General features: G+C 59.7%; 27 protein-coding genes. 20 read left to right on the top strand and 7 right to left on the bottom strand.

Translation table 11 applies throughout. The features are described 5' to 3' along the window. Positions 1-26 precede the first annotated feature (26 nt). From rimM to trmD, 3 genes are read left to right on the top strand one after another with little or no spacing between them, the layout of a single operon-like run. Positions 27-530 (top strand): ribosome maturation factor RimM, encoded by a 504-nt coding sequence (gene rimM, locus ACRZ9X_RS10350; RefSeq protein WP_480518462.1) that lies wholly within the window; start codon positions 27-29, stop codon positions 528-530. Further along, positions 530-1,345 (top strand): hypothetical protein, encoded by an 816-nt coding sequence (locus ACRZ9X_RS10345; protein WP_480518460.1) that lies wholly within the window; start codon positions 530-532, stop codon positions 1,343-1,345. The genes rimM and ACRZ9X_RS10345 overlap by 1 nt, the downstream gene beginning before the upstream one ends. Next, the gene (trmD, locus tag ACRZ9X_RS10340; RefSeq protein WP_480518458.1) at positions 1,342-2,151 is read left to right on the top strand and encodes a tRNA (guanosine(37)-N1)-methyltransferase TrmD; all 810 of its coding nucleotides are present in this window, start codon (positions 1,342-1,344) and stop codon (positions 2,149-2,151) included. The genes ACRZ9X_RS10345 and trmD overlap by 4 nt, the downstream gene beginning before the upstream one ends. On the opposite strand, the gene ACRZ9X_RS10335 is transcribed toward trmD, so the two are convergent. Next, positions 2,148-2,948: a glycoside hydrolase family 25 protein gene (locus ACRZ9X_RS10335; RefSeq protein ID WP_480518456.1), complete on the bottom strand. Its 801-nt coding sequence runs from the start codon at positions 2,946-2,948 to the stop codon at positions 2,148-2,150. The two genes, trmD and ACRZ9X_RS10335, sit on opposite strands and share 4 nt — an antisense overlap. 381 nt (positions 2,949-3,329) lie before the next feature. Here ACRZ9X_RS10335 and rplS point away from each other — a divergent pair, with 381 nt between their 5' ends. Together rplS and rpmE are read left to right on the top strand one after the other, a co-directional pair. Beyond that, positions 3,330-3,713 carry a 50S ribosomal protein L19 gene (rplS, locus tag ACRZ9X_RS10330; RefSeq protein ID WP_039541573.1) on the top strand — a complete coding sequence of 128 codons (384 nt, stop codon included), beginning with the start codon at positions 3,330-3,332 and terminating at the stop codon, positions 3,711-3,713. A gap of 11 nt (positions 3,714-3,724) precedes the next feature. Continuing rightward, positions 3,725-3,946 (top strand): 50S ribosomal protein L31, encoded by a 222-nt coding sequence (gene rpmE / locus ACRZ9X_RS10325; RefSeq protein WP_420586214.1) that lies wholly within the window; start codon positions 3,725-3,727, stop codon positions 3,944-3,946. Between the two features lie 70 nt (positions 3,947-4,016). On the opposite strand, the gene ACRZ9X_RS10320 is transcribed toward rpmE, so the two are convergent. Next, complete coding sequence (locus ACRZ9X_RS10320; protein ID WP_480518454.1) at positions 4,017-4,388, bottom strand: VOC family protein; 372 nt, start codon at positions 4,386-4,388, stop codon at positions 4,017-4,019. A gap of 478 nt (positions 4,389-4,866) precedes the next feature. Here ACRZ9X_RS10320 and ACRZ9X_RS10315 point away from each other — a divergent pair, with 478 nt between their 5' ends. Both ACRZ9X_RS10315 and ACRZ9X_RS10310 read left to right on the top strand, forming a co-directional pair. Next, a complete protein-coding gene (locus ACRZ9X_RS10315) occupies positions 4,867-5,676 on the top strand; it encodes a division plane positioning ATPase MipZ (RefSeq protein WP_480518452.1) in 810 nt (269 codons plus the stop codon). A gap of 98 nt (positions 5,677-5,774) precedes the next feature. Continuing rightward, complete coding sequence (locus ACRZ9X_RS10310; protein WP_480518450.1) at positions 5,775-7,334, top strand: acetolactate synthase large subunit; 1,560 nt, start codon at positions 5,775-5,777, stop codon at positions 7,332-7,334. A gap of 31 nt (positions 7,335-7,365) precedes the next feature. Here the strand turns inward: ACRZ9X_RS10310 and ACRZ9X_RS10305 are convergent, their stop codons facing one another. Continuing rightward, positions 7,366-8,601 (bottom strand): adenylate/guanylate cyclase domain-containing protein, encoded by a 1,236-nt coding sequence (locus tag ACRZ9X_RS10305; RefSeq protein ID WP_480518448.1) that lies wholly within the window; start codon positions 8,599-8,601, stop codon positions 7,366-7,368. Positions 8,602-8,662: 61 nt separating this feature from the next. Next, on the bottom strand, positions 8,663-9,115 hold the full coding sequence (locus ACRZ9X_RS10300; protein ID WP_480518446.1) for a MarR family winged helix-turn-helix transcriptional regulator: 453 nt from the start codon (positions 9,113-9,115) through the stop codon (positions 8,663-8,665). A 58-nt stretch (positions 9,116-9,173) separates the two neighbouring features. Between ACRZ9X_RS10300 and hmgA the strand changes: the two genes are divergently transcribed. The 11 genes from hmgA to ACRZ9X_RS10245 all read left to right on the top strand — a co-directional run bounded on the left by hmgA (position 9,174) and on the right by ACRZ9X_RS10245 (position 19,317). Next, entirely contained in the window at positions 9,174-10,529 is a 1,356-nt protein-coding gene (gene hmgA, locus ACRZ9X_RS10295; RefSeq protein WP_480518444.1) for a homogentisate 1,2-dioxygenase, read from the top strand. A 6-nt stretch (positions 10,530-10,535) separates the two neighbouring features. Continuing rightward, positions 10,536-11,159 (top strand): LysE family translocator, encoded by a 624-nt coding sequence (locus tag ACRZ9X_RS10290; protein WP_480518442.1) that lies wholly within the window; start codon positions 10,536-10,538, stop codon positions 11,157-11,159. A 27-nt stretch (positions 11,160-11,186) separates the two neighbouring features. Further along, positions 11,187-12,443 (top strand): fumarylacetoacetase, encoded by a 1,257-nt coding sequence (gene fahA / locus ACRZ9X_RS10285; RefSeq protein WP_480518440.1) that lies wholly within the window; start codon positions 11,187-11,189, stop codon positions 12,441-12,443. A gap of 86 nt (positions 12,444-12,529) precedes the next feature. Beyond that, positions 12,530-13,480 carry an MBL fold metallo-hydrolase gene (locus ACRZ9X_RS10280; protein ID WP_480518438.1) on the top strand — a complete coding sequence of 317 codons (951 nt, stop codon included), beginning with the start codon at positions 12,530-12,532 and terminating at the stop codon, positions 13,478-13,480. Between the two features lie 136 nt (positions 13,481-13,616). Next, on the top strand, positions 13,617-15,227 hold the full coding sequence (locus ACRZ9X_RS10275) for an FAD-dependent oxidoreductase (RefSeq protein ID WP_480518436.1): 1,611 nt from the start codon (positions 13,617-13,619) through the stop codon (positions 15,225-15,227). Between the two features lie 5 nt (positions 15,228-15,232). Then, positions 15,233-15,436, top strand: coding sequence for a DUF2783 domain-containing protein (locus ACRZ9X_RS10270; protein ID WP_480518434.1), 204 nt, complete (start codon positions 15,233-15,235; stop codon positions 15,434-15,436). A gap of 7 nt (positions 15,437-15,443) precedes the next feature. Next, a complete protein-coding gene (gene maiA, locus ACRZ9X_RS10265) occupies positions 15,444-16,082 on the top strand; it encodes a maleylacetoacetate isomerase (RefSeq protein WP_480518432.1) in 639 nt (212 codons plus the stop codon). An 86-nt stretch (positions 16,083-16,168) separates the two neighbouring features. Beyond that, positions 16,169-16,510, top strand: coding sequence for a DOPA 4,5-dioxygenase family protein (locus tag ACRZ9X_RS10260; RefSeq protein ID WP_480518430.1), 342 nt, complete (start codon positions 16,169-16,171; stop codon positions 16,508-16,510). A 219-nt stretch (positions 16,511-16,729) separates the two neighbouring features. After that, complete coding sequence (locus ACRZ9X_RS10255; protein ID WP_480518428.1) at positions 16,730-18,121, top strand: aminotransferase family protein; 1,392 nt, start codon at positions 16,730-16,732, stop codon at positions 18,119-18,121. Positions 18,122-18,388: 267 nt separating this feature from the next. After that, the gene (locus ACRZ9X_RS10250) at positions 18,389-18,595 is read left to right on the top strand and encodes a cold-shock protein (protein WP_298850459.1); all 207 of its coding nucleotides are present in this window, start codon (positions 18,389-18,391) and stop codon (positions 18,593-18,595) included. Positions 18,596-18,762: 167 nt separating this feature from the next. Next, positions 18,763-19,317 carry a L,D-transpeptidase gene (locus tag ACRZ9X_RS10245; RefSeq protein ID WP_480518425.1) on the top strand — a complete coding sequence of 185 codons (555 nt, stop codon included), beginning with the start codon at positions 18,763-18,765 and terminating at the stop codon, positions 19,315-19,317. Here the strand turns inward: ACRZ9X_RS10245 and ACRZ9X_RS10240 are convergent. Then, positions 19,314-19,928 carry an SOS response-associated peptidase gene (locus ACRZ9X_RS10240; RefSeq protein ID WP_480518423.1) on the bottom strand — a complete coding sequence of 205 codons (615 nt, stop codon included), beginning with the start codon at positions 19,926-19,928 and terminating at the stop codon, positions 19,314-19,316. The two genes, ACRZ9X_RS10245 and ACRZ9X_RS10240, sit on opposite strands and share 4 nt — an antisense overlap. A gap of 9 nt (positions 19,929-19,937) precedes the next feature. Then, complete coding sequence (locus tag ACRZ9X_RS10235) at positions 19,938-20,597, bottom strand: arylesterase (RefSeq protein ID WP_480518421.1); 660 nt, start codon at positions 20,595-20,597, stop codon at positions 19,938-19,940. Positions 20,598-20,624: 27 nt separating this feature from the next. On the opposite strand from ACRZ9X_RS10235, the gene ACRZ9X_RS10230 reads away from it, so the two are divergent. Next, complete coding sequence (locus ACRZ9X_RS10230; RefSeq protein WP_480518419.1) at positions 20,625-21,320, top strand: ABC transporter ATP-binding protein; 696 nt, start codon at positions 20,625-20,627, stop codon at positions 21,318-21,320. Further along, positions 21,317-23,845, top strand: coding sequence for an ABC transporter permease (locus tag ACRZ9X_RS10225; protein WP_480518418.1), 2,529 nt, complete (start codon positions 21,317-21,319; stop codon positions 23,843-23,845). The genes ACRZ9X_RS10230 and ACRZ9X_RS10225 overlap by 4 nt, the downstream gene beginning before the upstream one ends. Positions 23,846-23,847: 2 nt before the next feature. Here the strand turns inward: ACRZ9X_RS10225 and ACRZ9X_RS10220 are convergent, their stop codons facing one another. Next, on the bottom strand, positions 23,848-24,294 hold the full coding sequence (locus ACRZ9X_RS10220; RefSeq protein WP_480518416.1) for an RrF2 family transcriptional regulator: 447 nt from the start codon (positions 24,292-24,294) through the stop codon (positions 23,848-23,850). Between the last annotated feature and the right edge of the window lie 54 nt (positions 24,295-24,348).

The raw sequence follows: 24,348 nt of genomic DNA, 5'->3' as shown, positions 1-24,348 counted from the left end.
CGGACTATGTGTGACGGAAGGCTCAAATGAGTGATCTGATCTGTGTCGGCAGTATTGCGGGATCCTACGGCGTGCGCGGCGAAGTACGGCTGAAAAGCTTCTGCGCTGTTCCGGAAGACATCGAAGCCTATTCCCCCCTGACCGACGAAGCGGGCAAGAACCGCTATCCGGTGGTTTTGACCCGCGCCATCAAGAACGGTTTCGCCGCAAGGTTGGGCGGGGTCGAGACCAAGGAAGAGGCCGATGCGCTCAATGGTCTGCGGCTTTATGCGCGGCGGGACCAGTTGCCTTCGTTGCCCGACGATGAATTCTACCACACCGATCTGATCGGGCTTGAGGTCTACGATACCGGCGGCGCTCTGCTGGGCCGGGTGAAATCCGTACAGAACCACGGCGCGGCGGACCTGCTGGAATTGCACGGGCCGGGGCTGAAGGCCACCGTGCTGCTGCCGTTTACTCTTGAGGCCGTGCCGACAGTCGATCTGGACAAGGGCCGCATTGTCGCCGACCCGCCCGAAGGCTTGCTGTAATGCGCCGCGTGTTGTTGCATCTGGGCCTGCACAAGACCGGGACGACGGCAGCACAGTCTTTTCTGTTTGAAAACCGCGCACTGATCTGGCCTCAGCATGCGCTGGTTTTGCCCTTTCGCACCCGGAAATCCGGCTTGTCCGAAGCGGCCACACGGTATTCGGTATATGGCACTCCGGGCACAATGGCGGACTTCGAAGACCAGATGCGCGGTTTTCTGAACACGCTGGACTTTGGCGAAAAGCGCGGGCTGATCCTGAGTGAAGAGAATTTCTCGGGCCTGCGTCCCAGTCGGAATGTGGCCGTCGGATACGAGGCCGCGCCAGAGCTTGCGGCCTGTCTGGTGGGTTTGATCCGCGAACGGTTCAAAGGGCAGGAAACGCACATTACCATCTACCTGTCATTACGCCAGCGCGGCGGGTGGATTCGCTCGTTGTGGGCGCATGATCTGCAGCGGTCGCGACTGGTGCAGGATTTTGACACCTACCGCACCCGGCTGGACCCGGTGTCCTCGCCTCAAACCGCAGCTGACACCATACGGGAACGCCTGCCTTCGGTCTCGGTCCGCACAGAATGGCTGGAGGATGTGCAAGCCCACGCCTACGGCCCCGGCACGCCCTTTGCGGAGTTTCTGGACTTGCCACAGGACAAGGCGCAACAGCTGGTCGGTCCCAAGCGCGTCAATCCACGCATGCCCGAGGATGTGCTGAAAGCTCTGCTTGACCTCAACCGCTCTGCACTGGACGAGGCGGAGCTGACCCGTCAAAAGACGGCACTTGTAGAGAAAACCCAAAACGCGCTGGTCGGCACCTCATGACGGACAAACCCGGTAAATCCCATGGCCGCAAAGCCATCCGCCCAACCCTGAAACCCCGAGAACTGCTGACCCCGACACCCGACCTGCATGGCGTGTGGAAGGCAAAGATCATCACCCTGTTTCCATCCGCCTTTCCCGGCGTGCTGGGCGAAAGCCTGACGGGCAAGGCCCTGCAAGAGGGGTTGTGGCAGCTGGAAACTGTCGACCTGCGCCAATTCGGCGTCGGCAAGCATCGAAACGTGGATGACACGCCTGCTGGCGGCGGCGCAGGCATGGTGCTGCGTGCCGATGTATTGGGCAAGGCTATCGAACACACAATGGCTGGGGTGCAGGGCAATTGGCCGTTGATCTATCTCAGCCCGCGTGGCCGCCGGATGAACCAGCGCATGATGCAGAACCTTGCACGCTGCGATGGCATGACCTTGCTGTGTGGCCGCTTCGAAGGTGTCGATGAACGCGTGCTGGAACATTACGGCGTTCAGGAAGTGAGCTTGGGGGATTTCGTCATGACCGGCGGCGAGATCGCCGCGCAGGCGCTGATCGACGCCACCGTGCGCCTGATCCCCGGCGTGTTGGGCAATCAGGCCTCGGCGGAAGACGAGAGCTTTTCATCGGGCTTACTGGAGCACCCCCAATACACCCGCCCGGCAGAATGGAAAGGCCGCGCGATCCCGGATGTGCTGATGTCAGGGCATCACGGTCGCGTGGCCGCGTGGCGTCATGAACAATCTGAACAGATCACCCGCGAACGGCGGCCTGATCTGTGGGATGCCTATCGCAAGGCGCGCAACGACGGGTCAGGCTAACCCTTTGACTTCCATAAGGCCCAGGTTTCGGGCGTTCCATTGAAGGTGTTGATATCCACCGGCCCTTGCACGCCCGGCACCAGACCGGTTCCCGTATATTGCCAGAATCGCCAGATCGCCCGCGGATAGACATTGCGTGGATGCCCCGCGACCGACCGCAACCAGAATTCGGTCTTGGGCAAACGCCCAATCTCGGTATCCCCATAGAAATCAACGGTCGTGTAAACGATGGGACGCCGCCCATAGTGGCGTTCCAGTATGTCGAGAAACCGCTGCGCCTCGGCCCGGACGGTTTTACCATCAGGACGCAGCGTGCAGGTTCTGGAATGTGGCGTCCATTCCATATCCAGCACATGCGGCAGGTCTGCGCCTTTGGGCACGTTCTGGATGAACCATTGTGCCTGTTCACGTGCCGAGCGACAGAAGTAATAATAGTGATATGCCCCCCAGGGCACGCCTGCCGCCCGCGCACCACGGCTGTGATCCTCGAACATTGGATCGAAGACGTCACCACCCTCCGTTGCTTTGATGAACACGAAACTCACGCCCGAGGCCTTGGCCTGCTGCCAGTTGATCGGCCCCTGCCAGCGGGAAACATCCAGCCCGTGCACAGGGTAGTGCCCCGGATGCCGGCCATCCCAGTCATGCGGGTCAGCATCGCCAAAGGCAGGGTAGATCACCGACGGGCTGCGCCGGTCGACAAAGGACTGTGGATCAAGGGTCTGGGGGCGCGGGCCACCGCGACCGCAGGATGTGATGATCAAGGCCAAAACGGCCAGAGTAACGGCGAGGCGCATGATCTGGTCCTGTGGTAAATGTCTGCTCGTATAATTGCATCCAGAATGCCTGAACGGGGGTATAAGGCAACAGCTGGTTTCTCGGGCGGCAGAAAGTCACCACCCAAACACGAGAATAAAGGCAATTGAGGCTTGATCCCCGTCAGCAAAGCCCGTAAAGCAGCGCAATCCGGTGCCGCGAGATGCGACTCCGGTGTTTTGGCTTTGTCCATGTCGTGACGCCTGGCTTTCTTCAGCCCACGGCGCGACAGGGCGAACCGGACCAAAGGAACATTCGATCTGACCTCTGGCGGGCTGTACGCAGGACCCGGTGAAGACCAAGAGCTCTCAGGCCGTGCCCAAACTTCGTGGAACAACCACGAGCATATAGGAGTAAATGCGATGGACCTGATCGCACAGCTTGAGGCGGAACAGATTGCCGCCCTGGGGAAGGACATTCCCGATTTCAAAGCCGGTGACACCATCCGTGTCGGCTTTAAAGTGACCGAAGGGTCGCGTACCCGTGTGCAGAACTACGAAGGTGTCTGCATCGCGCGCAAAGGTGGCAGCGGCATCGCCGGTTCGTTCACCGTCCGCAAGATTTCGTTTGGCGAAGGCGTAGAGCGTGTATTCCCGCTGCATTCGACCAACATCGACAGCATCACCGTTGTCCGCCGTGGCCGCGTCCGTCGCGCCAAACTGTACTATCTGCGCACCCGTCGCGGTAAATCCGCACGTATCGCAGAGGTCACCAACTACAAGCCCAAGGCTGGCGCCGAGGCGTAAGGAGCGGAAAGATGAAAAAAGACATCCATCCCGATTATCACGTCATCGACGTCAAATTGACCGATGGCACCGTGGTTCAGATGAAATCCACCTGGGGCGCCGAGGGCGACCAGCTGGCTCTGGAAATCGACCCCTCCGTGCACCCCGCATGGACCGGTGGCGGCGCGCGTCTGATGGACGCCGGCGGCCGTGTGTCGAAGTTCAAGAAGAAATACGAAGGTCTGGGCTTTTAATCCCGACCCCGGTTCGAACGCGAAAGGCCGCCCAAACGGGGCGGCCTTTTTCTTTCATCGATCTCTGAACTTAGCCAAAAACGTAAAAGCACAACTTGTTGCCATCGGGGTCGCGCGCATAAGCGCCGTAAAACACATCAGGGACCCGCTGGCCCGGCTCGCCTTCGTCGGTGGCACCAAGGCTCAGAGCTTTTTGATACATGGTTGAAACGGCATCTTTGTCCTCGGCCGCGAAAGCAATCATGTTGCCATTGCCCGGCGCACACGTATTGCCATCGAAAGGATTGCAGACTGCCACCATCGGCGCCCCCGGTTCCGCGCCAATGAAAGCAATGCGGCCCGCATCCATCTGAACCTTCGCCCCCTTGTCGGCAAACAGCGAAGTATAAAACTCCTTGGCGCGTTCCATATCCGAAACACCGATGGTTACGTATCCGATCATAAGAATATCCTTTTCCGGGCAGATGTCAGAGTTCGGCGCACACTCACGCAGCCATCATCGATTTTCAAATCACGAAAACGGCATCTGTGACGCTGGGCGAAGACAAGTGCGGGGTGATCAGCGTTGGATAGCATTTCCGCGATGACATGCTACCGATGACCTTGTGGAACGGCGCTTGAATACCACCAGTGCGCACCCGAATCCGGCACAGGTCAGGATGTGCAAAACTATGGTCAGAGCATTCAAAAACAGATGACCCGCTCGAAGCCTTTTCCCCATATCCGTTGCTGAGACCGCGATACGAGGCATCTGCCTTGGCATCGCATCATATATAACCCGTGCCCAGCAATCATTTTTTCAAATTAGTCTCTGTAATTCCCGACTGAGCCCACGCGAGGTTCTTCCCTTCCCTGCTGACACAACATATAGTAGCGGCCAACAACCGGTGGCAAACACTGCGGGACGTGGGAATACAGGCATGGCACATATTATTGTGGTCGGAAACGAAAAGGGCGGCGCCGGGAAATCGACCGTCTCGATGCATGTGGCCACCGCTCTGGCCCGGTTGGGGCACAAGGTCAGCACACTGGATCTGGATTTGCGGCAGCGCAGTCTTGGACGGTACTTTGAAAACCGGCTGAACTTCGTCAACGGCTCGGATCTGCACTTGCCCAGCCCGCGCCATCACGATCTGCCCGAGATCGATGCGACCACTCTGAAACCTGGCGAAAACATCTATGACCACCGCCTGTCCGCCGCTGTGGCCGAGTTGGAAAGTGACAGCGACTTTATCCTGATCGACTGTCCCGGTTCGCACACGCGCCTCAGTCAGGTCGCACATTCGCTGGCCGATACATTGGTTACGCCGCTCAATGACAGTTTCATCGATTTCGACCTGCTTGCACGGATCGATTCAAAGGGCGAGAAAATCCTTGGGCCGTCGGTTTATTCCGAAATGGTGTGGAACGCGCGCCAGTTGCGTGCGCAGGCGGGACTGAAACCCATCGACTGGGTGGTGGTGCGCAACCGCGTCGGCACCCAGCGCATGGTCAACAAGGAAAAGATGCAGCGCGCCATCGAGATGCTGTCGCAGCGCATCGGCTTCCGGGTGGCCTCGGGCTTCTCGGAACGGGTTATCTTTCGCGAGCTGTTCCCACGCGGACTGACCCTGCTGGATCTCAAGGATATCGGTGTCAAACAGCTTAATATCTCGAACATCGCCGCGCGCCAGGAATTGCGCGACATGATGAAAGAGCTGAACCTGCCCGGCGTCGAGATTGATTTCTAGCGACCAAGCTGCCTGTCCCGGACCTCAGCCGTAATTCGGATTACCATGCGGGCCGCGTTCGCCTATGGTCAGCCCCATAGCTGAACGAAGGTGATCACATGAACGGTGCATATTCTCTGGTAAAGACCTTCCTGCACAATGGTCTGGATACGGTCTTTGCCAATCCCGGTACATCCGAGATGCACTTTGTCGCCGCGCTGGACGATCACCCCGAGATGAATTGCGTGCTGTGCCTGTTTGAAGGCGGCACGACAGGTGCAGCGGACGGGTATTACCGAATGAAACGCGATGTGGCCGGGACCCTTCTGCATCTGGCCCCAGGCTTCGGGAATGCCTTTGCCAACCTGCACAATGCCCGCAAGGCCGGGTCCGGGATCGTGAATGTGGTGGGCGATCATGCTTCTCACCATCTGAGGTATGAAAGCCCGCTGAAGGGCGACATTCTGGGCGTCAGCCAGTCTGTCAGCCACTGGACGCGCATCTCTGGCGCGGCCGGCGATGTTGCCGCTGACGGGGCGGCCACCATTCAGGCGGCGCGGTCCCGCAACGGGCAGATCGCCACGCTGGTTCTGCCTGCAGATGCCGCATGGGACAGTGCCGATGCGACGCCGCGCCAAGCCGCCGGGCAACCACCTTTGACGCGCCCGTCAACGGATGAGATTGAAGCTGCCGCCAAACGGTTAAGGTCGCCGGGCGCGGCTTTGCTGATCGGAGGCGCGGCGCTTTTTGGCGCACAGCGGCAATTGGCAGGTCGGATCGCAGCCGCCACCGGTTGCCGGTTGTTGGCCGACACCTTGATCCCGCGTATCTCGAAAGGGGCCGGGACCGCCCGTCTGGAACAGCTTGTCTATCCGATCACGCCCAAAATCGAACAGTTGGAGGGCACGTCCTCGATCACTCTGATCGGCAGTGACAGGCCTGTGGCCTTCTTTGCCTATCCCGGCAAACCCAGCTTGCCCGAACCGCCCGGATGCCCGGTCACCAGCCTGTGCCTGCCAACAGATGACATCGACTGGACCCTGCGGGCGCTGGCGGATGCGGTCGGGGTCACCGAACAAACCCAAGCCGCCCTCGTGCCCTTAAGCCTGCCGGATGTGCCGAGCGGACAGATGTCCCTGGATAAGGTCGGGCAGGCTTTGGCCGCGCTGTTCCCGGAAGGCGCGATTGTGTGCAATGAATCGGTTACATCCGGGTTCCACGTGATTCCACCAATGGCAACCGCCCGCCCCCATGAGGTGTTGTCCGGGACCGGAGGCGCCATCGGCCTGTGCCTGCCTTGCGCCACAGGAGCAGCCATCGCCTGCCCTGACCGCAAAGTCATCGCCCTGACCGGCGACGGGTCGGCGATGTATACGCTGCAGTCGCTGTGGACCATGGCCCGCGAAAACCTAGATGTGACCGTCGTGGTCTTTGCCAATCGCGGCTATCAGATTCTGCGTGATGAGCTGACAAATGTCGGCGTGGAAAAATATGGCCGCAACGCGCAGGCCATGTTTGATGTTGAAAACCCGGTGCTTGACTGGGTGGCGTTGGCAAAGGGACATGGCGTTCCCGGAACCCGCGTCGAGGATATCGACCAGTTCGTAAAGGCCCTGTCCGATGGTCTGAGCAGCGACGGCCCCTCTCTGATCGAGGTTGTGTGCCCGCCACCGGGCTGAACCTGAGCCGCGCAAACGCGGCATACGAAAGCTATTTGGTGCCGTTATAGACGGTAAACAGCTCTTTGGGTTCAGGCACCCCGCGCAGCATATAACGCCCGACCGAGATCAGGTCCTGATTGCAGGGCTGCGCCGCCTGCGCCACATCGTCCGAGATCAGGATGCGTTGCCCCAGCGACCGGTGCATGCCGGCAATCCGCGCGGTCTGGTTGACAGCAGGGCCAATCACTGTGAAATCCAGCCGTGTCTCGGACCCGATATTGCCGTACAAAATCTCACCGGAATGCAGCGCCAGCGTGAAATTCGCGACGGGCAACCCGGCCTCTGTGCGTCGGGTATTCAACGCGGCCATGCGAGTTTGCAGATCCGGCACGGCTGCCAGCGCCGCGCGGGCATCTTCGTCAATATCGCCGACATCGAACATGGCCATCAGCCCGTCGCCCATGAATTTCAGGATATTGCCACCATTGTCATGCACAACGCCCACGACGACGGCCAGATAGTCGTTCAGCATGTCGATAATCTCGTTGCCCGGCAGTTCCTCGGACAGGCTGGTGAATCCTTCCAGATCAAAATTCCAGATCACCGCATCAATCTGCTGCAACGACCCGCGACGAATCTCGCCGGACAACACGCGCCGCCCCGCATCGCGGCCCAGATACACACGCATCAGATCCTTTGAAATCCGCGCATTTGAGGCGGATTTCAACGCAAGACCCAGATGCGGCAGCGCGGTGTCGATCAGTTTCAGATCGTCCTCGGCAAAGCCCTCAGGCGCATCTGAGGTCCAGGACAGCAAAACCCCGTCCACCGGCCTTTTGGCGTCTTTCGGCAAACTGTTGGATGGCAAATCGAACGTCACACCGGTTGCGTAATACTCGGTGGCACCGATTTCCCGCAGCTCGTTGATCAGCGGATAGCGGCTGGGTTCGTTTTGCTCGTACATACGTTCATGCACAACTTCTGTGTCGCTGTTGAGAATCGCGTACAGAGGGCTGTTCTGCCAGTCCTCGCCAACTTCTTCCGAATACTCGAACTTCTGATAGTCACCGCCACGCCCCTGATACCAGCTATAGCCCGTGCCGCCATACACCGGATGCAGCGCTGACTGCGCGGCGTGAAACCGCATCAACGGGACACCCATCTCAACCAGCCGGGTGCAGTAGCCATCCAGCAATTCTTCCTTGTCCGCGCCCTTCAGGCTGCGGTCAACAATCCAGTTGATCAGGTCACCGGACTTTGCCGCGTTGGGGTTGGGGGCTGTCATCTCACGTTCCTGTGTTCATCCTATGTGTCATCTGGGGATGAACAGTCGAATTTACCATAGATCACCCCATATGCGACAACCGCCGAAGCATATGGCGCAGCAGCTCGACCTCGTGCTGATCAAACAACCCGGCCAGCTTAGCATCATATTGCGCCGCGACACCCCTCAGGTCCCGATAAGCCGTGTGCCCGTGCGGCGTCAGCGACAGCAGTTCAACCCGGCGGTCATTCTGGCTGCGGGTGCGGATCAGGAATCGGCGCTGCTCTAGCTTGCTGACAGCCCGGCTGATCTTGGTCTTATGGATTTTAGCCTGTTCCCCGATCTCCTTCGCGGTCATCTCGCCATAATTGCCCAGATGAAACAGCACCCGCCATTCGGTGCGCAACATGCCGTATCGGTCTTTGTAAACCCGCTGAAATTCAAGCGAACTTTCTTCCGCCGCCCGGTTCAGCAGGTACGGCAGGAAATTCCGCAAATCAAAGTCATCATTTTTTGTGGATTCAGTGTTGCTCATGGTTGTTAGTTACAAAATCAACTATTATCCGACAAGCAGCAAATGAAAGGAGCACAGGATGAACCGTCCGACTGATCCGCACGCCCTGACTCAGGCCAGTACCCCCGTTGGCACACATGCAGGCTATATGCCCGGTTTTGGCAATGATTTCGAAACCGAAGCCCTGCCCGGCGCGCTGCCTCAGGGCATGAATAGCCCGCAACGCTGCAACTATGGCCTTTATGGTGAACAGCTTAGCGGCACTGCCTTTACCGCCAACCCGCCCGAGCGGACATGGTGTTACCGCATTCGCCCCTCGGTCAAGCATTCGCACCGCTATGAAAAGATCGATCTGCCGTATTGGAAATCTGCCCCCTGCGTTGATCCCGATGTGATCAGCCTGGGCCAGTATCGCTGGGATGCAGTGCAACATGCAGATGAAGGCCTGACATGGCTGACCGGCATGCGCACGATGACCACCGCAGGCGACGTCAACACGCAGGTCGGCATGGCCAGCCACGTCTATCTGGTCACCGAGTCGATGCAGGATGCCTATTTCTTCTCGGCCGATTCCGAAATGCTGGTGGTGCCGCAGGAAGGCCGCCTGCGGTTTGCGACCGAGCTGGGGATTATTGATCTGGAGCCCAAGGAAATCGCCATCATCCCGCGGGGGCTGGTCTACCGGGTCGAAGTGCTGGAAGGCCCAGCCCGCGGTTTTGTCTGCGAAAATTACGGCCAGAAATTCGAGTTACCCGGGCGCGGCCCGATCGGCGCCAACTGCATGGCCAATCCGCGCGATTTCAAGGCACCGGTGGCCGCATTCGAGGACCGCGAGGTGCCCTCGGCCCTGACGATCAAATGGTGCGGGCAGTTCCACACCACTCAGATCGGCCAAAGTCCACTCGACGTGGTGGCCTGGCACGGCAATTACGCGCCTTACAAATACGATCTGCGCACCTATTGCCCGGTCGGTGCGATCCTGTTCGACCACCCTGATCCGTCGATCTTCACCGTCCTGACCGCACCTTCGGGCCAGCCGGGTACAGCCAATATCGACTTTGTCCTGTTCCGTGAACGCTGGATGGTGATGGAGGACACGTTCCGCCCACCCTGGTATCACAAGAACATCATGTCCGAGCTGATGGGCAACATCTACGGCCAGTACGACGCCAAACCGCAGGGCTTTGTTCCCGGCGGGCTGAGCCTGCACAACATGATGATCCCGCACGGGCCCGACAAGGATGCGTTCGAAAAGGCGTCCACCTCCAATCTCGGCCCGGACAAGCTGGATAACACCATGTCCTTCATGCTGGAAACCCGCTTCCCGCAGCATCTTACACAATTTGCCGCCAACGAGGCTCCGTTGCAGGACGATTACATTGACTGCTGGACTTCGCTCGAGAAAAAGTTCGACGGAACCCCCGGCAAGAAGTGAGCAATCATGAGCATCGATGTCTGGATAACTTATGTCGCCACCGTGTTGCTGTTGATGAGCACACCCGGCCCAAGCCAGTTGCTGATGCTCTCGAATTCGGCGGTGAACGGTCTGCGGCGTGGGCTGTTTACCGCAGCCGGAGACCTGACGGCCAACATGATGCAAATGCTGGCGGCCGGTCTGGGACTGGCAGCCATCATTGCAGCATCGGGCACAGCGCTGGCCGTGATCAAATGGCTGGGCGTCGCCTATCTGCTGTTTCTCGGGTTTCGCATGATATCAAAGGCCAGCCCAAATGCACCAAACGCCGCGGCGCGGGCCAGCCGAAAATCCCTCTGGATGCAGGGCTTCGTCACCTCGGCGGCCAACCCCAAAGCTGTGGTGTTCTTTGCCGCGCTATTTCCCCTATTCATTGACGGATCGCTGCCGTTCTGGCCTCAATTCGCAATTCTCTCCATCACCTACCTAACCCTTGATGGTGTGTTTCTGACCCTGTACGGCGGCAGCGCCAGCTGGTTGGCGGCACGGCTCAAGGGTCCGGCGCGGCTTTGGCTTGATCGTGCTGGCGGCAGCTTCATGATCCTGGCCGCAGTGATGCTGGGACTGAAATCACTGCGCTCCGCCCAATGATCCGGTTTTGAAAAACAAGGACCAAATATGCCATTGATGAAATCCTGGGTTGCTTCAGCCAATTCGGCCAGCCATCCCTTTCCGCTGAACAACCTTCCTTACGGCGTGTTCTCAACGGGCGACACCGACCCGCGCTGCGGCGTGGCCATCGGGGACATGATCCTGGATGTCACCCGCGCCGAGCACGAGGGCCTCATCGATCTGGCCGATGAGCCTTTGTTCGACATACCCTTCTGGAACCCGCTGATGGAGCAAGGCCCCGCAGTCTGGGCCGCGCTGCGCGACCGCCTGGTGACACTGCTGTCGGACGGGTCCGACGAACAACAGAAGGTCGAGCCACTGCTGGTCGCGCAAAACGAAGCAGAGCTGCACATGCCGTTTGCTGTCAGCGAATATACAGATTTCTATGCTGGCCGACATCATGCTCAGAACGTCGGCACCATGTTTCGCGGCCCGGAAAATGCGTTGCCGCCGAACTGGTTGCATATCCCAATCGGTTATAACGGTCGCGCTTCGTCGGTTGTTGTGTCCGGCACCGACATTCGCCGCCCTTGGGGCCAGCTGAAATCCCCCGATTACGATCGCCCGGCTTTTCTGCCCTGCCGCCGGTTCGACATCGAACTGGAAATGGGCGCAATCGTCGGAACCCCCTCGGACGGACCACTCTCGGTGCAAGAGGCGGATAACAACATCTTCGGCTATGTCCTGCTGAACGACTGGTCCGCCCGCGACATTCAGGCCTGGGAATACCAGCCCCTCGGCCCGTTCCAGGCCAAGGCCACAGCCACATCCGTCAGCCCGTGGATCGTGACCAAAGCCGCGCTTGAGCCGTTCCGCTGCGACACACCCACGCGCGAATTCGAGTTGCTGGACCATCTGAAAGACTGTGGCCCGATGCTTTACGACATCGACCTCAAGGTCACCATGGCACCTGACGGCAAAGCCGCCAGCACAATCGCACAGACAAACTACCGCGAGATGTACTATTCCGCGGCCCAGCAACTGGCCCATCACACCACCTCGGGCTGCCCGATGAACACAGGCGACCTGCTCGGGTCCGGCACCATCTCCGGCCCGACCAAACCCGAACGCGGCTCGCTGCTGGAACTCAGCTGGGGCGGGAAAGAACCACTGACGCTCGATACCGGCGAAAGCCGCAGCTTCATCGAAGATGGCGACACACTGACCCTGCAGGGCGCCGCATATGGCGATGGCTACACGATCGGCTTCGGCGATTGCACCGGCTCGGTCCTGCCCGCTCTCGAAAACCCTTACGAAAGATAGAACCAGCCCTTCATCTTTTCCCAAATACTCCCGCCGGAGGCGTCCCGCACGTACCACCGGCGCAACCAAACAAGGACAGACCCAACATGGCCAAGGCATTCGCGTCCCAGGGGGACATGTCAGAAAAAAACATCAGCTTCACCGAGGTGGGCGAGGGCCTTTACGCCTTCACCGCCGAAGGCGACCCGAACTCGGGCGTCATTATCGGTGATGATAGCGTGATGATTGTCGAAGCGCAGGCAACACCGCGTCTGGCCAACAAGGTGATCGAATGTGTCCGATCAGTGACGGACAAGCCGATCACGCACGTGGCGCTGACCCATTACCACGCCGTCCGTGTGCTGGGCGCCAGCGCTTTTGGCGCGCAACAGATTCTGATGTCGGACATGGCCCGCGCGATGGTGGTCGAACGCGGACAAGAGGATTGGGACAGCGAATTCCAGCGTTTCCCTCGTCTGTTTGAAGGACATGAAAGCATCCCGGGCCTTACATGGCCCACCACCACATTCAGCGACACGATGACCGTTTATCTGGGCAACCGCCGGATCGACCTGATGCATCTCGGTCGTGCCCACACCGCAGGCGATATCGTGATTCATGTTCCCGATCAAAACGTCATGTTCACCGGTGACATCGTCGAATACCACTCGGCCTGCTATTGCGGCGACGGGCATTTCAGTGACTGGGGGGACACGCTGGACGAGATCAAATGGTTCGACGTGGACGCCATCGCGCCGGGGCGCGGAGACGCTCTGATCGGCAAGGACATGGTCAACGCGGCCATCGAAAACACCCGCGATTTCGTGGAAAGCACCTACCGGCCGGCAGCAAAAGTCGCGGCGCGCGGTGGCAGCCTGAAGGAAGCCTGGGACGCAGTACGCGCCGAATGCGATCCGAAATTTGCCGATTACGCGATCTATGAACACTGTTTGCCCTTCAACGTCGCCCGCGCCTATGACGAGGCGCGCGGCATCGACACCCCTCGCATCTGGACCGCGCAGCGCGATCTTGAGATGTGGGAGGCCCTGCAAGACTAAGGAAAAGCGGGCGGATTTGATCCAGATCGTTTTGCCCGCCTGAAATCGATGAAACCATAAGGTTGAACCTGCGGCTATCACTGGTCGGGGATCGGATGTCTGCGCCGCGTGCGCATCAGAATTGGGGAGAGAGCCCATGAACAAGATTTTCGAAGTGCCACTCTATAGCTACACGCGTAGCCCGGATCAGGATGCACCGACCCCCGTCCGACACAAGGTTATCGTCATTGGTGCAGGTCCGGTTGGTCTGGCTGCAGCCATCGATCTGGCGCAGCAGGGGGTCGAAGTGGTTGTTCTCGATGACAATGACAAAGTCAGCTTCGGCAGCCGCGCGATCTGCTTCTCGCAACGCACGCTTGATATTGCCGACCGTTTGGGCGCGGGCCAGCCGATGGTCGAAAAAGGCGTTCAGTGGAATGTGGGCAAGGTGTTCTTTGACGACCGCGATGTCTATCAGTTCAACCTACAACCCGATGACGGCTATGCGAACCCCGCTTTCATCAACCTTCAGCAATATTATTTCGAAAAGGTTCTGGTCGACCGCATTCGCGCATTGCAGGACGCAGGCGCGCCGTTGGAAATCCGGGGGCGCAACAAGGTCGAGGCGATCGGCACTCATGACGATCACGTCAAGCTCGAAGTCGAAACGCCCGAAGGCTCGTACACGATCGAGGCCGATTGGCTGATCGCCTGCGACGGGGCGAACTCGCCAACCCGCCGCATGCTGGGTCTGGATTTCGTGGGCCGCGTGTTCGAAGACAATTTCCTGATCGCCGATGTCATCATGGAGGCCGATTTTCCGACCGAACGCTGGTTCTGGTTCGATCCGCCTTTCAACAAGGGGCAATCGGCGCTGCTGCACAAACAGCCCGACAATATCTGGCGTATTGACCTGCAGTTAGGCTGGGACATCGACAAAGAGCGTGAAAAGCGCCCCGAAAACGTGATCCCCCGCCTCAAGGCGATGCTGGGCGACGATGTCGAGTTCGAGCTTGAGTGGGTCAGCATCTACACTTTCCAATGCCGCCGGATGGAGGATTTTCGCCACGGCCGGGTCCTGTTTGCAGGCGACAGCGCCCATCAGGTCAGCCCCTTTGGCGCGCGCGGGGCGAATTCCGGCCTGCAGGACACGGATAATCTGTGCTGGAAACTGAAACTCGTTCTGGATGGAAAAGCCCCCGAAACCCTGCTGGACAGCTACAATGCCGAGCGGATCGTGGGCGCGGACGAGAATATTCTGAACTCTACCCGTTCCACTGATTTCATAACGCCGAAATCGGAAATGTCCCGTCTTCTGCGCGACGCGGTTCTGGACCTCAGCGAGCATTATGATTTCGCCCGTCCTCTGGTCAATTCCGGACGGCTGAGCGTACCTTGCACCTATGATGGCTCGGTGCTGAACTCTGCCGATGCGCTGGACGGGCCAGCAATCACCCGCCCGGGCTCGGCCTGCCCGGATGCGCCGGTGGGTGACGGGTTCCTGTTGCCCAATCTGTCGGGCAAGTTCACGTTGTTGACCATTGACGCCGATGCGCCGGACGAGATCGAAGTGGACGGGATCACGGTCAACCGCGTCGCCTTGTCGGTGAAAGACGACCCGACGCTGGAACTGAAGCATCGCTATCTCGGCAATGCCACCAGCGCGGTTTATCTGATCCGCCCCGACCAGCATGTGGCCGCCCGCCGCGATACATATGAAGAAAACGCATTCCGTCACGCGGTCCGCCGGGCCACGGGCAAGGAGTAAGCACCATGGCCGATCTGATCCTTACACCAAACCTGGACAACGCCGATGATTTCTATGCTGACCTGCTGGCGGCGCATGAAGGGCTGGACAAAGCTCTGGGTGATGCGTTGAACGCCCGGCTTCTGCTGGTTCTTGCCAACCATATTGGCGACGGCAACGTTCTGAAACAGGCGCTGAAAGCAGCCGCCTTGTCCGACGATGCAGGCTGAGCCTCAAATGTCGGATGTGGTTCTTTATGACTATTGGCGATCCTCTGCCAGCTACCGCGTAAGGATCGCGCTGAACCTTGCGGGCATCGCCTATCGCCCCGTCTCGGTCGATCTGGTTGCCGGCACCCATCGCACGGCCGACCACTTGTCACGCAACCCGCAAGGACTGGTTCCGGTCCTGGACATAGATGGGCTGCGACTGACTCAATCGCTGGCGATTCTGGAGTATCTGGATCAGACCAGACAGATGGGCCTTTTACCTGACGATCCGGCAAAACGGGCCGCGGTTCAGGCGCTGGCGCACAGCGTCGCTGTGGATGTGCATCCGGTCTGCAACCTGTCGGTCGCCAGGCACGCCACGGCCCTGGCACAAGGGGCAGGCGACATGCCGGGCGACTGGATGCGCCATTTCATCCGCCCTGGCCTTCTGGCTTTCGAAGCGTTGCTTGACGGGTTTGAACCAGCCCCGTTCTGCGCCGGAGGCCAGCCCGGGCTCGCTGATCTTTGTCTCATGCCCCAGCTATACAATGCGCGCCGCTGGGGGGTCGATCTGGATGGTTTGCCGCGTATTCAGAAGGTCGAAATAACCTGTACCGCTCACCCGGCCTTTCAGGCTGCGCATCCGGATTTGCACGCTCCGGCCTGAGCCATCGCACAAGCTCTGTGACTGGCTGCGTATTTATGAGGGTTCGATCCTGGTCTAAGCTGCCGGAAACAGCAGCGAGGTTTTAGATGATCCAGATCACCGGCTACCATGCACACGTCTACTTCGATGCCGACACCCAGGATTTGGCGCAACAGATATGCGAGCAGGCGGCACAGCTGTTCGCGGTCGAGATGGGGCGAATGCATGCCCGCAACGTCGGACCGCATCCACGCTGGAGCTGCCAGTTGGCCTTTGCGCCCGAGGCGTTCGATCAGGTGATCCCCTGGCTGATGCTGAACCGCCAGGCCCTGACGATCTTCACCCACCCCGAGACAGGAGATCATCTGGCAGATCACCGTGATCGGGCGATCTGGATGGGCGAGATGCTGGATCTTGACCTCACAATATTCGACAAACCGGACTGTTGAGTGACTTCTCTGCACCGCAGATATCCCGTATGACCTTGTGCCCGCAGCCCCGGCTGCAGCGTCTTTCTCGAACTGTTTTTCCGTGGACTGGTGCTATGCGATAGTGCAATCTGGCCCTATCTCCGACCAATCATTCGCGGTGATCTGTGCCATCGAAATCTCTGGCCGGACGGCGCGGCATTCACGCCCGAACACCGCAAAATTCTGAAAGGACATGTCATGGACGGCACGTTCAACGAAAACGATCTATCCCGCGTGGTCGAAGCCGACCGCGCCCATATCTGGCACCACCTGATCCAGCATAAACCTTTTGAAACCAACGACCCGCGCATCATTGTCGAAGGCAAGGGCATGCGCGTCTGGGATCAGAAAGGCAAAGAGCATCTGGATGCCGTTTCTGGCGGGGTCTGGACGGTGAATGTGGGCTATGGCCGCGAATCGATCTGCAAGGCCGTCTATGACCAACTGATGAAACTGTGCTATTTCGCCCAGTCGGCGGGCTCGATCCCCGGGTCGATCTTTGCCGAAAAACTGATCAGCAAGATGCCGGGGATGAGCCGGGTCTACTACATGAACTCTGGCTCTGAGGCGAATGAGAAAGCCTTCAAGATGGTGCGCCAGATTGCCCACAAGAAATACGGCGGCAAGAAGACCAAGATCCTGTACCGCGACCGCGACTATCACGGCTCGACTCTGGCGGCGATGTCGGCGGGCGGTCAGGAGGAACGCAACGCGCAATACGGCCCCTTCGCGCCGGATTTCGTGCGCGTGCCCCATTGCATGGAATACCGCAAACATGAGCTGGATGGCGCACCCGAAGAGAATTTCGGCGAATGGGCCGCCGATCAGATCGAAGAGGTCATCCTGCGCGAAGGCCCCGATACTGTTGGCGCCCTGTGCCTTGAGCCGGTCACGGCAGGTGGCGGCGTCATTGAAGCGCCCGAGGGCTATTGGCAGCGCGTGCAGGAGATCTGCAAGAAATACGATATCCTTCTGCACATTGACGAGGTCGTCTGCGGGGTTGGCCGCACCGGCACATGGTTTGGCTATCAGCAATACGGTGTGAAGCCAGACTTTGTGACCATGGCAAAGGGTGTCGCCTCGGGCTATGCGGCGATTGCCTGTCTGGTCACGACCGAGGAAATCTTTGACATGTTCAAGGACAACGCGGACGACCCGATGAATTATTTCCGTGATATCTCGACCTTTGGCGGCTGCACCGCCGGTCCGGCGGCCGCGATTGAGAATATGCGCATCATCGAGGACGAAAACCTGCTGCAGAACTGCACCGACATGGGCGCGCGCATGATGGGCAATCTTCATGCGCTGATGGAAAAGCACAAGGTCATCGGCGATGTACGCGGCAAGGGCCTGTTCCTTGGCGCCGAACTGGTATCGGATCGTGAGACCCGTGATCCGGTGCACGAGAAGCAGGCGCAGGCGGTCGTGGCCGATTGCATGGCGCAAGGCGTAATCATCGGCGTGACCAACCGCTCGGTCCCGGGCAAGAACAACACATTGTGCTTCTCGCCCGCATTGATCGCAACCGCGGATGATATCGACCAGATCACTGACGCGGTTGACGGCGCGCTGGGTCGGGTGTTCGGCTGACAGTGCGCACAAAGCAGCGGCCGGGCCCCGAGGGGGCTCGGCAAAGCGGCCCAAAATCAGTGAGGTGGACGGCGTGAACACGCTCAAAACCACTTGAAAGAGCGCGCATCTCTCTTGTCACAGCGAGTGCGCGGTGCCATACCGGGCTTGCTTACGTTATTCTTTTTCGACCTACTGTCTCCTATTACGGCGCTCAGTCTATCGATCCAGACAACGACGCCGGGCTGCCGCAACACCGTGGGCAGCACTTAAACAGGAGAAACGGATATGCCCGCAGGCACCGTAAAATGGTTTAACACCACCAAAGGCTTCGGCTTTATTGCACCGGAAGAAGGCGGCAAAGACGTGTTCGTGCACATCTCGGCTGTCGAGCGTTCGGGCCTCACCGGTCTGGCCGACAACCAGAAAGTCACGTACGAGCTGCGCGCCGGTCGTGACGGCCGCGAAAGCGCCGACAACATCCAGCTGGCCTAAGCTGTTCAAAGGGCGGGATTTTTCCCGCCCTATCCCAAAACCCAAAGCAACTGTGTGACATTGGGAATACATCACTTTTGGGTTATCTTCCCCCGGTGATTGACCAAATCCGCTATCATTTCAAAACTAGCGTCATGATTTATTTGGTCTTTTAGGGGAGCCAACCCATGTACACACGGCGTATTTTCCTGGCCGGAACAGCTGCCAGTCTGTTACCGGGTATCGCCAGTGCCAAGAAGGCGGTCGAATACGATCCGACACCTCAATTCGTGCGGATCAAGAAGCAGTTCCAACCGGGTCAGCTGCTGGTCGTTCCGCGTTCATTCTACCTGTACTATGTCACCGAGCCGCGCAAAGCGGTCCGATATGGCTGCGGCGTCGGGCGTGCCGGGTTGGAGTTCACCGGAACCGCGACCATTGACGTCAAGAAAGAATGGCCCACGTGGCGGCCTACTGATGAGATGATCGAACGGGAACCCGTCACCTATGCCCGTTTCAAGGACAATGACTATGTGCAGCCCGGAGGCGGAGACAATCCACTGGGCGCACGGGCGCTTTATCTGTTCCAAAACGGGGTTGATACCTATTTCCGTATTCATGGCACCACGCAACCCCAGACCATCGGGCGTGCCGCATCGAACGGGTGTATCCGGATGCTGAACGAGCATGTGATCGACCTTTATAACCGGGTACCTATCGGAACCGTTGTGACTGTGGTCTAGGGCGCGGCCCAATCCACATCATCCGCCTTGTCAATCGTCAGGCGACCGTCGGGCCATGGGCGGGCCACGTCTTTTGCCTGGGTTTCGGTTCCCGTCAGCCAAGTCTGAACGGCGTTCCGTTCCAGCAACACGCCCATGCGGTGATGGATTTGCTGGACGTCGGAATTTGGCTCGCAAGTCACCGCCGCGATCTGATCGACCCGGTGCCCACCCGGAGCAGCCCACGTGTCGGTGATCGCCGCAAACAGCAAAGGCGAACCATCCGACGCGCGGATACGCCAGGCCGTTTTGCGGCGCTTTTCGCCTGTCCATTCGTACCAGCCATCGACGGGTATGACTGCGCGCCGAACACCTTCGAACGCGCTTTTGTCAAACAGCGTTTCCGAGCGGGCGTTGATGATCGTCTCCATCACAGGCCGCCCGCGCGCGTTGACGCGCCCAACCGGGATCATGCCCCAGCGCATCGGTGTTAGCCCGTCCGGGTTCAGAACCATCACCTCTTGTCCCGGCTGGATGTTTCTGCGGGGTGGCTGCGGCGCAACATCACCGGAAACACCCAGAATTTTTGCGATGTCCTTTATGGGTCTTGTCAGAAATAACCGTCCGGGCATCGCGTCCTCTTAATTGTTGACCTGCGTGACAAGCGACAACACCAGAGGGCCCAGCGCCTCGACGATCAGCGCCACCCCTTGTGCATTGGGATGAATGCCATCCGGCTGCATGTATGTCTGCGCGGCTTGCGGATCACCATCTGCAGTCAGGCCGGAAAAGAAACTCTGGGCATAGAGCGTACCGAAACTCTGCGCCAGATCGGGATACATGGCGTCGAATCGTTGTTTGTAATCGGCCCCGTAATTGCCCGGTGCCTGCATGCCAACCAACAGAACATCGACGTTTTTCGCATCGGCCACCGTCAGAATCGTTTCCAGATTGGCCCGTGACACCGCCGGATCGATCCCCCGCAACAGGTCATTGCCGCCCAGAGCCACGATCATCCCGTCCACATCCGGCGTCAGGGTCCAGTCCACCCGTGCGGCACCACCCGCGGTGGTGTCGCCGGACACGCCTGCGTTGATCAGCCTGACATCCGCACCTTCGGCCTCAAGCCAGCGCTGCAGCTGGGGCACAAACCCATCCTGTTCGGGCAGGCCAAAGCCTTGCGTCAGCGAATCCCCCAGCGCGGCAACCACGACCGGCTCGGCTGTGGCGGCAAAACCGCAACAGATCAACACGCCAGAGAGCAAAGCCTTGCGCACGTTTCTTTCTGCGCCATATCCCAAGGGACCGTACTCCTTTCGGACCAAAACATGACAGCTTCTGTTCTGACCTTAGAGAATGCCGCTTTGTCGCTGGATGGCAATGCCGGACGGGTGGATATTCTGCACGACATTTCGCTGACGGTAAAAGAAGGCGAGAGTTTGGGGCTCGTCGGGCCGTCCGGGTCCGGCAAGTCATCACTGCTGATGTTGATGGGCGGGCTGGAACAGGCCACAGGCGGCAGCGTCAGCGCATTGGGTCAGGATCTGACCCGGATGGACGAGGACGCGCTGGCCCGGTTTCGGCGCGACGCGATGGGTGTCGTATTCCAGAACTTCCACCTGATCCCCACCATGACCGCATTGGAAAACGTCGCCACACCGCTTGAGCTGGCCGGTCACAAAGATGCGTTTGATCGGGCAACTGACGAACTGGCCAATGTCGGCCTGTCTCATCGCAGCGACCATTATCCTGCGCAGCTTTCGGGCGGGGAACAACAGCGTGTCGCCCTGGCACGCGCCTCGGCCCCGCGACCCAGAATTCTGCTGGCCGATGAACCAACGGGCAATTTGGATGAGGCAAACGGCGCAGCGATTGTCGATCTGTTGTTTGGCCTGCGCGACAAGCACGGGGCGACACTTGTGCTTGTCACTCACAGCCATTCACTGGCGCAGAAATGTGACCGCGTCGTGCGTCTGCGCGACGGACGTATTGCCGAAGACATCCGGGCCGAGGCCGCAGAATGAGCCTGCGCTTGGCAGGGCGGCTGGCCCGACGCGAACTGCGCGGCGGCTTGCGCGGATTTTGGGTGTTTCTGGCCTGTCTCGCCTTGGGTGTCGCCGCCATCGCCGCCGTCGGGTCGGTACGCTTTGCGATCCAAACCGGGCTTGCACAGGAAGGCGCGTCTTTGCTGGGCGGAGACGCGCAGCTGGAATTCACCTACCGGTTCGCTGACGACCAGGAACGCGCGTGGATGGCGCGGATCGCGCAACAGGTGTCCGAGGTGGTCGATTTCCGCTCGATGGCCGTCGTGGGCGAAGGTCCGGATGCCCAACGCGCGCTGACGCAGGTGAAATCGGTAGATGACGCCTATCCGTTACTTGGCACCGCAGAACTGACACCCGATATCGGGTTGGACGCAACGTTTGCCGGAGCAGAAGGCTTGCCCGGCGCTGCGATGGATCAGGCCCTGATCGACCGTCTGAGCCTGTCGGTCGGAGATCGTTTTACCCTTGGCGATCAGACCTTTGTACTGATGGCTGCCTTGGAGCATGAGCCCGACGGGGCCGCCGATGGCTTCGGCCTTGGCCCCCGCACGCTGGTGCGCACGCAGGACCTTGGGACCTCGGGCCTGTTGGAACCCGGCACTCTGTTTTCGACCAAATACCGGCTTGATCTGCCGTCCGGCACCGATCTGGCGGCGCTGTCAGCCCGGGCAGCGCAGGCGTTTGACGGGACCGGCATGCGCTGGACGGATGCCCGCAATGGTGCGCCAGGCATCACCGAATTCGTAACCCGCCTCAGCGCCTTTCTGGTACTGGTGGGGCTGTCAGGTCTCGCCGTTGGCGGGATCGGTGTATCCGCAGCCGTGCGCGCCTACCTGTCGCAAAAGACCGAGACCATCGCCACTTTGCGTACAATAGGCGCAGACCGGATCACCATCTTCCAGACCTATGTGATCCAGATCGGTGTCTTGTCCGTCATCGGGGTTGTCATCGGATTGGCGCTAGGTGGAGTATTGCCGCTTCTGCTGGCCCCCGTCATCGAAAGCCGCCTGCCGGTTCCGGCGGTGTTTTCCCTGTATCTTCAACCTCTGGCCGAGGCCGCCCTTTATGGTTTGTTGACCGCTTTTCTATTCACCCTCTGGCCGCTGGCCAGAACTGAAGAAGTCCGCGCCGCAACGCTGTTTCGCGATGCGCTGTCCACGGCCCGCCCACTGCCCCGTTTCGTTTATCTGCTGGCAACTGCCGCCGGTCTTTCGATCCTGATCGCGGCAGCGGCCTGGTTCAGCGGTTCGGTCAAATTGACCCTGTGGACCAGCGGCGGGTTGGTGGGGGCCCTGATCCTGCTGGCATTTTCGGCTTACGGTATTCGCCGCCTGTCGCGCGCCTGCGCCCCGTGGGCCCGGGGCCGCCCGGCCCTGCGCTGGGCGCTTGTGGCGATCTCGGACACGCGCGAGGGCGCGGCATCTGTCGTTTTGTCGCTTGGTCTGGGCCTGTCTGTGCTGGCGGCGGTCGGCCAGATCGACGGCACCTTGCGCAACGCGATTTCGGGAAACCTGCCCGATGTGGCCCCCTCGTATTTCTTTATCGACATCCAGAAGGATCAGATGCCCGGCTTCATGGAACGGCTGAGCACGGACCCCCAGGTCAGTCGTATCGAAAGCGCACCCATGTTGCGGGGCATCATCACCCGGATCAACGACCTGCCGGCCCGGGACGTGGCGGGGGATCACTGGGTTCTGGATGGCGACCGGGGCGTCACCTACTCCGCGCAGCCGTCCGATACGACACGCATTATCGATGGCACATGGTGGCCACAGGACTACGCAGGCGCTCCGCAAGTCAGCTTTGCCGCAGAAGAGGCCGAGGAGATGGGTCTAAACATCGGGGACCAGCTAACCGTGAATATTCTGGGCCGCGACATCACCGCCACGCTGACATCGACCCGCGAGGTCGATTTTTCCACGGCAGGCATGGGCTTTGTCATGTCGATGAACCCATCAGCCTTGGACGGAGCCCCCCATAGCTTCATCGCAACAGTCTATGCCGAAGAACAGGCCGAAGCCGCCATTCTAAGCGATTTGGCGGGGCAATACCCCAACATTACAGCAATCCGGGTGCGGGACGCGATTGACCGGGTATCAGGCCTGTTGGCCGGAGTGGCGGCTGCCACCTCCTACGGTGCGGGCGTGTCGCTACTGACCGGATTTCTGGTACTGATCGGCGCCGCCGCTGCAGGCGAACCTGCCCGCCGTTACGAGGCAGCCATCCTGAAAACACTGGGCGCAAACCGTCCCCGTATCCTGCTGAGCTTTGCGCTGCGTGCTGTCTTGCTGGGCGCCGCAGCGGGTTGTGTCGCACTTTTGACGGGCATATTGGGCGGCTGGGCCGTGGCGACCTATATTTTCGAGACTGACTTCACCATCATATGGCGATCGGCCGTGACAATTGTGTTGGCTGGCATTCTGGTCACGCTGGGCGCAGGGCTTGCTTTCGCCTTGCGCCCGCTGGCCGTTCGTCCGGCGCGGATTCTGCGGGCCAGCGACTGAGTTCAGCGCACGCAGGCCACCGGTTGCAGAATCCGCAGCAACTGGTCGTTGTCGCACACCAACGCGTCCAGCGTAATCTCGTCCAGCGAGGCATAGAATACCTCAGCCGCATCCTGCAGAGCCAGCCGCAACCGGCAGGCATCTGTCAGTGGACATGTGTTGTCGGCGTCCGCAAAACACTCGGCAATGGGCAGCGCGCCCTCCACGTGCCGGAACACAGACCCGATGCGAATCTGATCCGCATCGCGCGCCAGAGTCATACCGCCATTGCGGCCCCGCTGCGTGGTCAGATACTCCAGTTGACTCAGTTGGTTGATCACCTGCGCCAGATGGTTTTCCGAGATGTTGCACACTTCCGCAATTTCGGATTTGGTGACAAGCCGGTCCTGATGCGCCGCACAATACATTAGCAGGCGCACCGCTATATTCGTCCTTTTGGTGATCCGCATGATGACCTCCCAAATTTCAAGATGCGATCTTATTGCATGTTTGGCAAAAAAGCG

It is taken from the genome of Ruegeria sp. AL1 (genome assembly GCF_056540905.1).
This window is presented reverse-complemented; position numbering and strand designations above follow the sequence as displayed.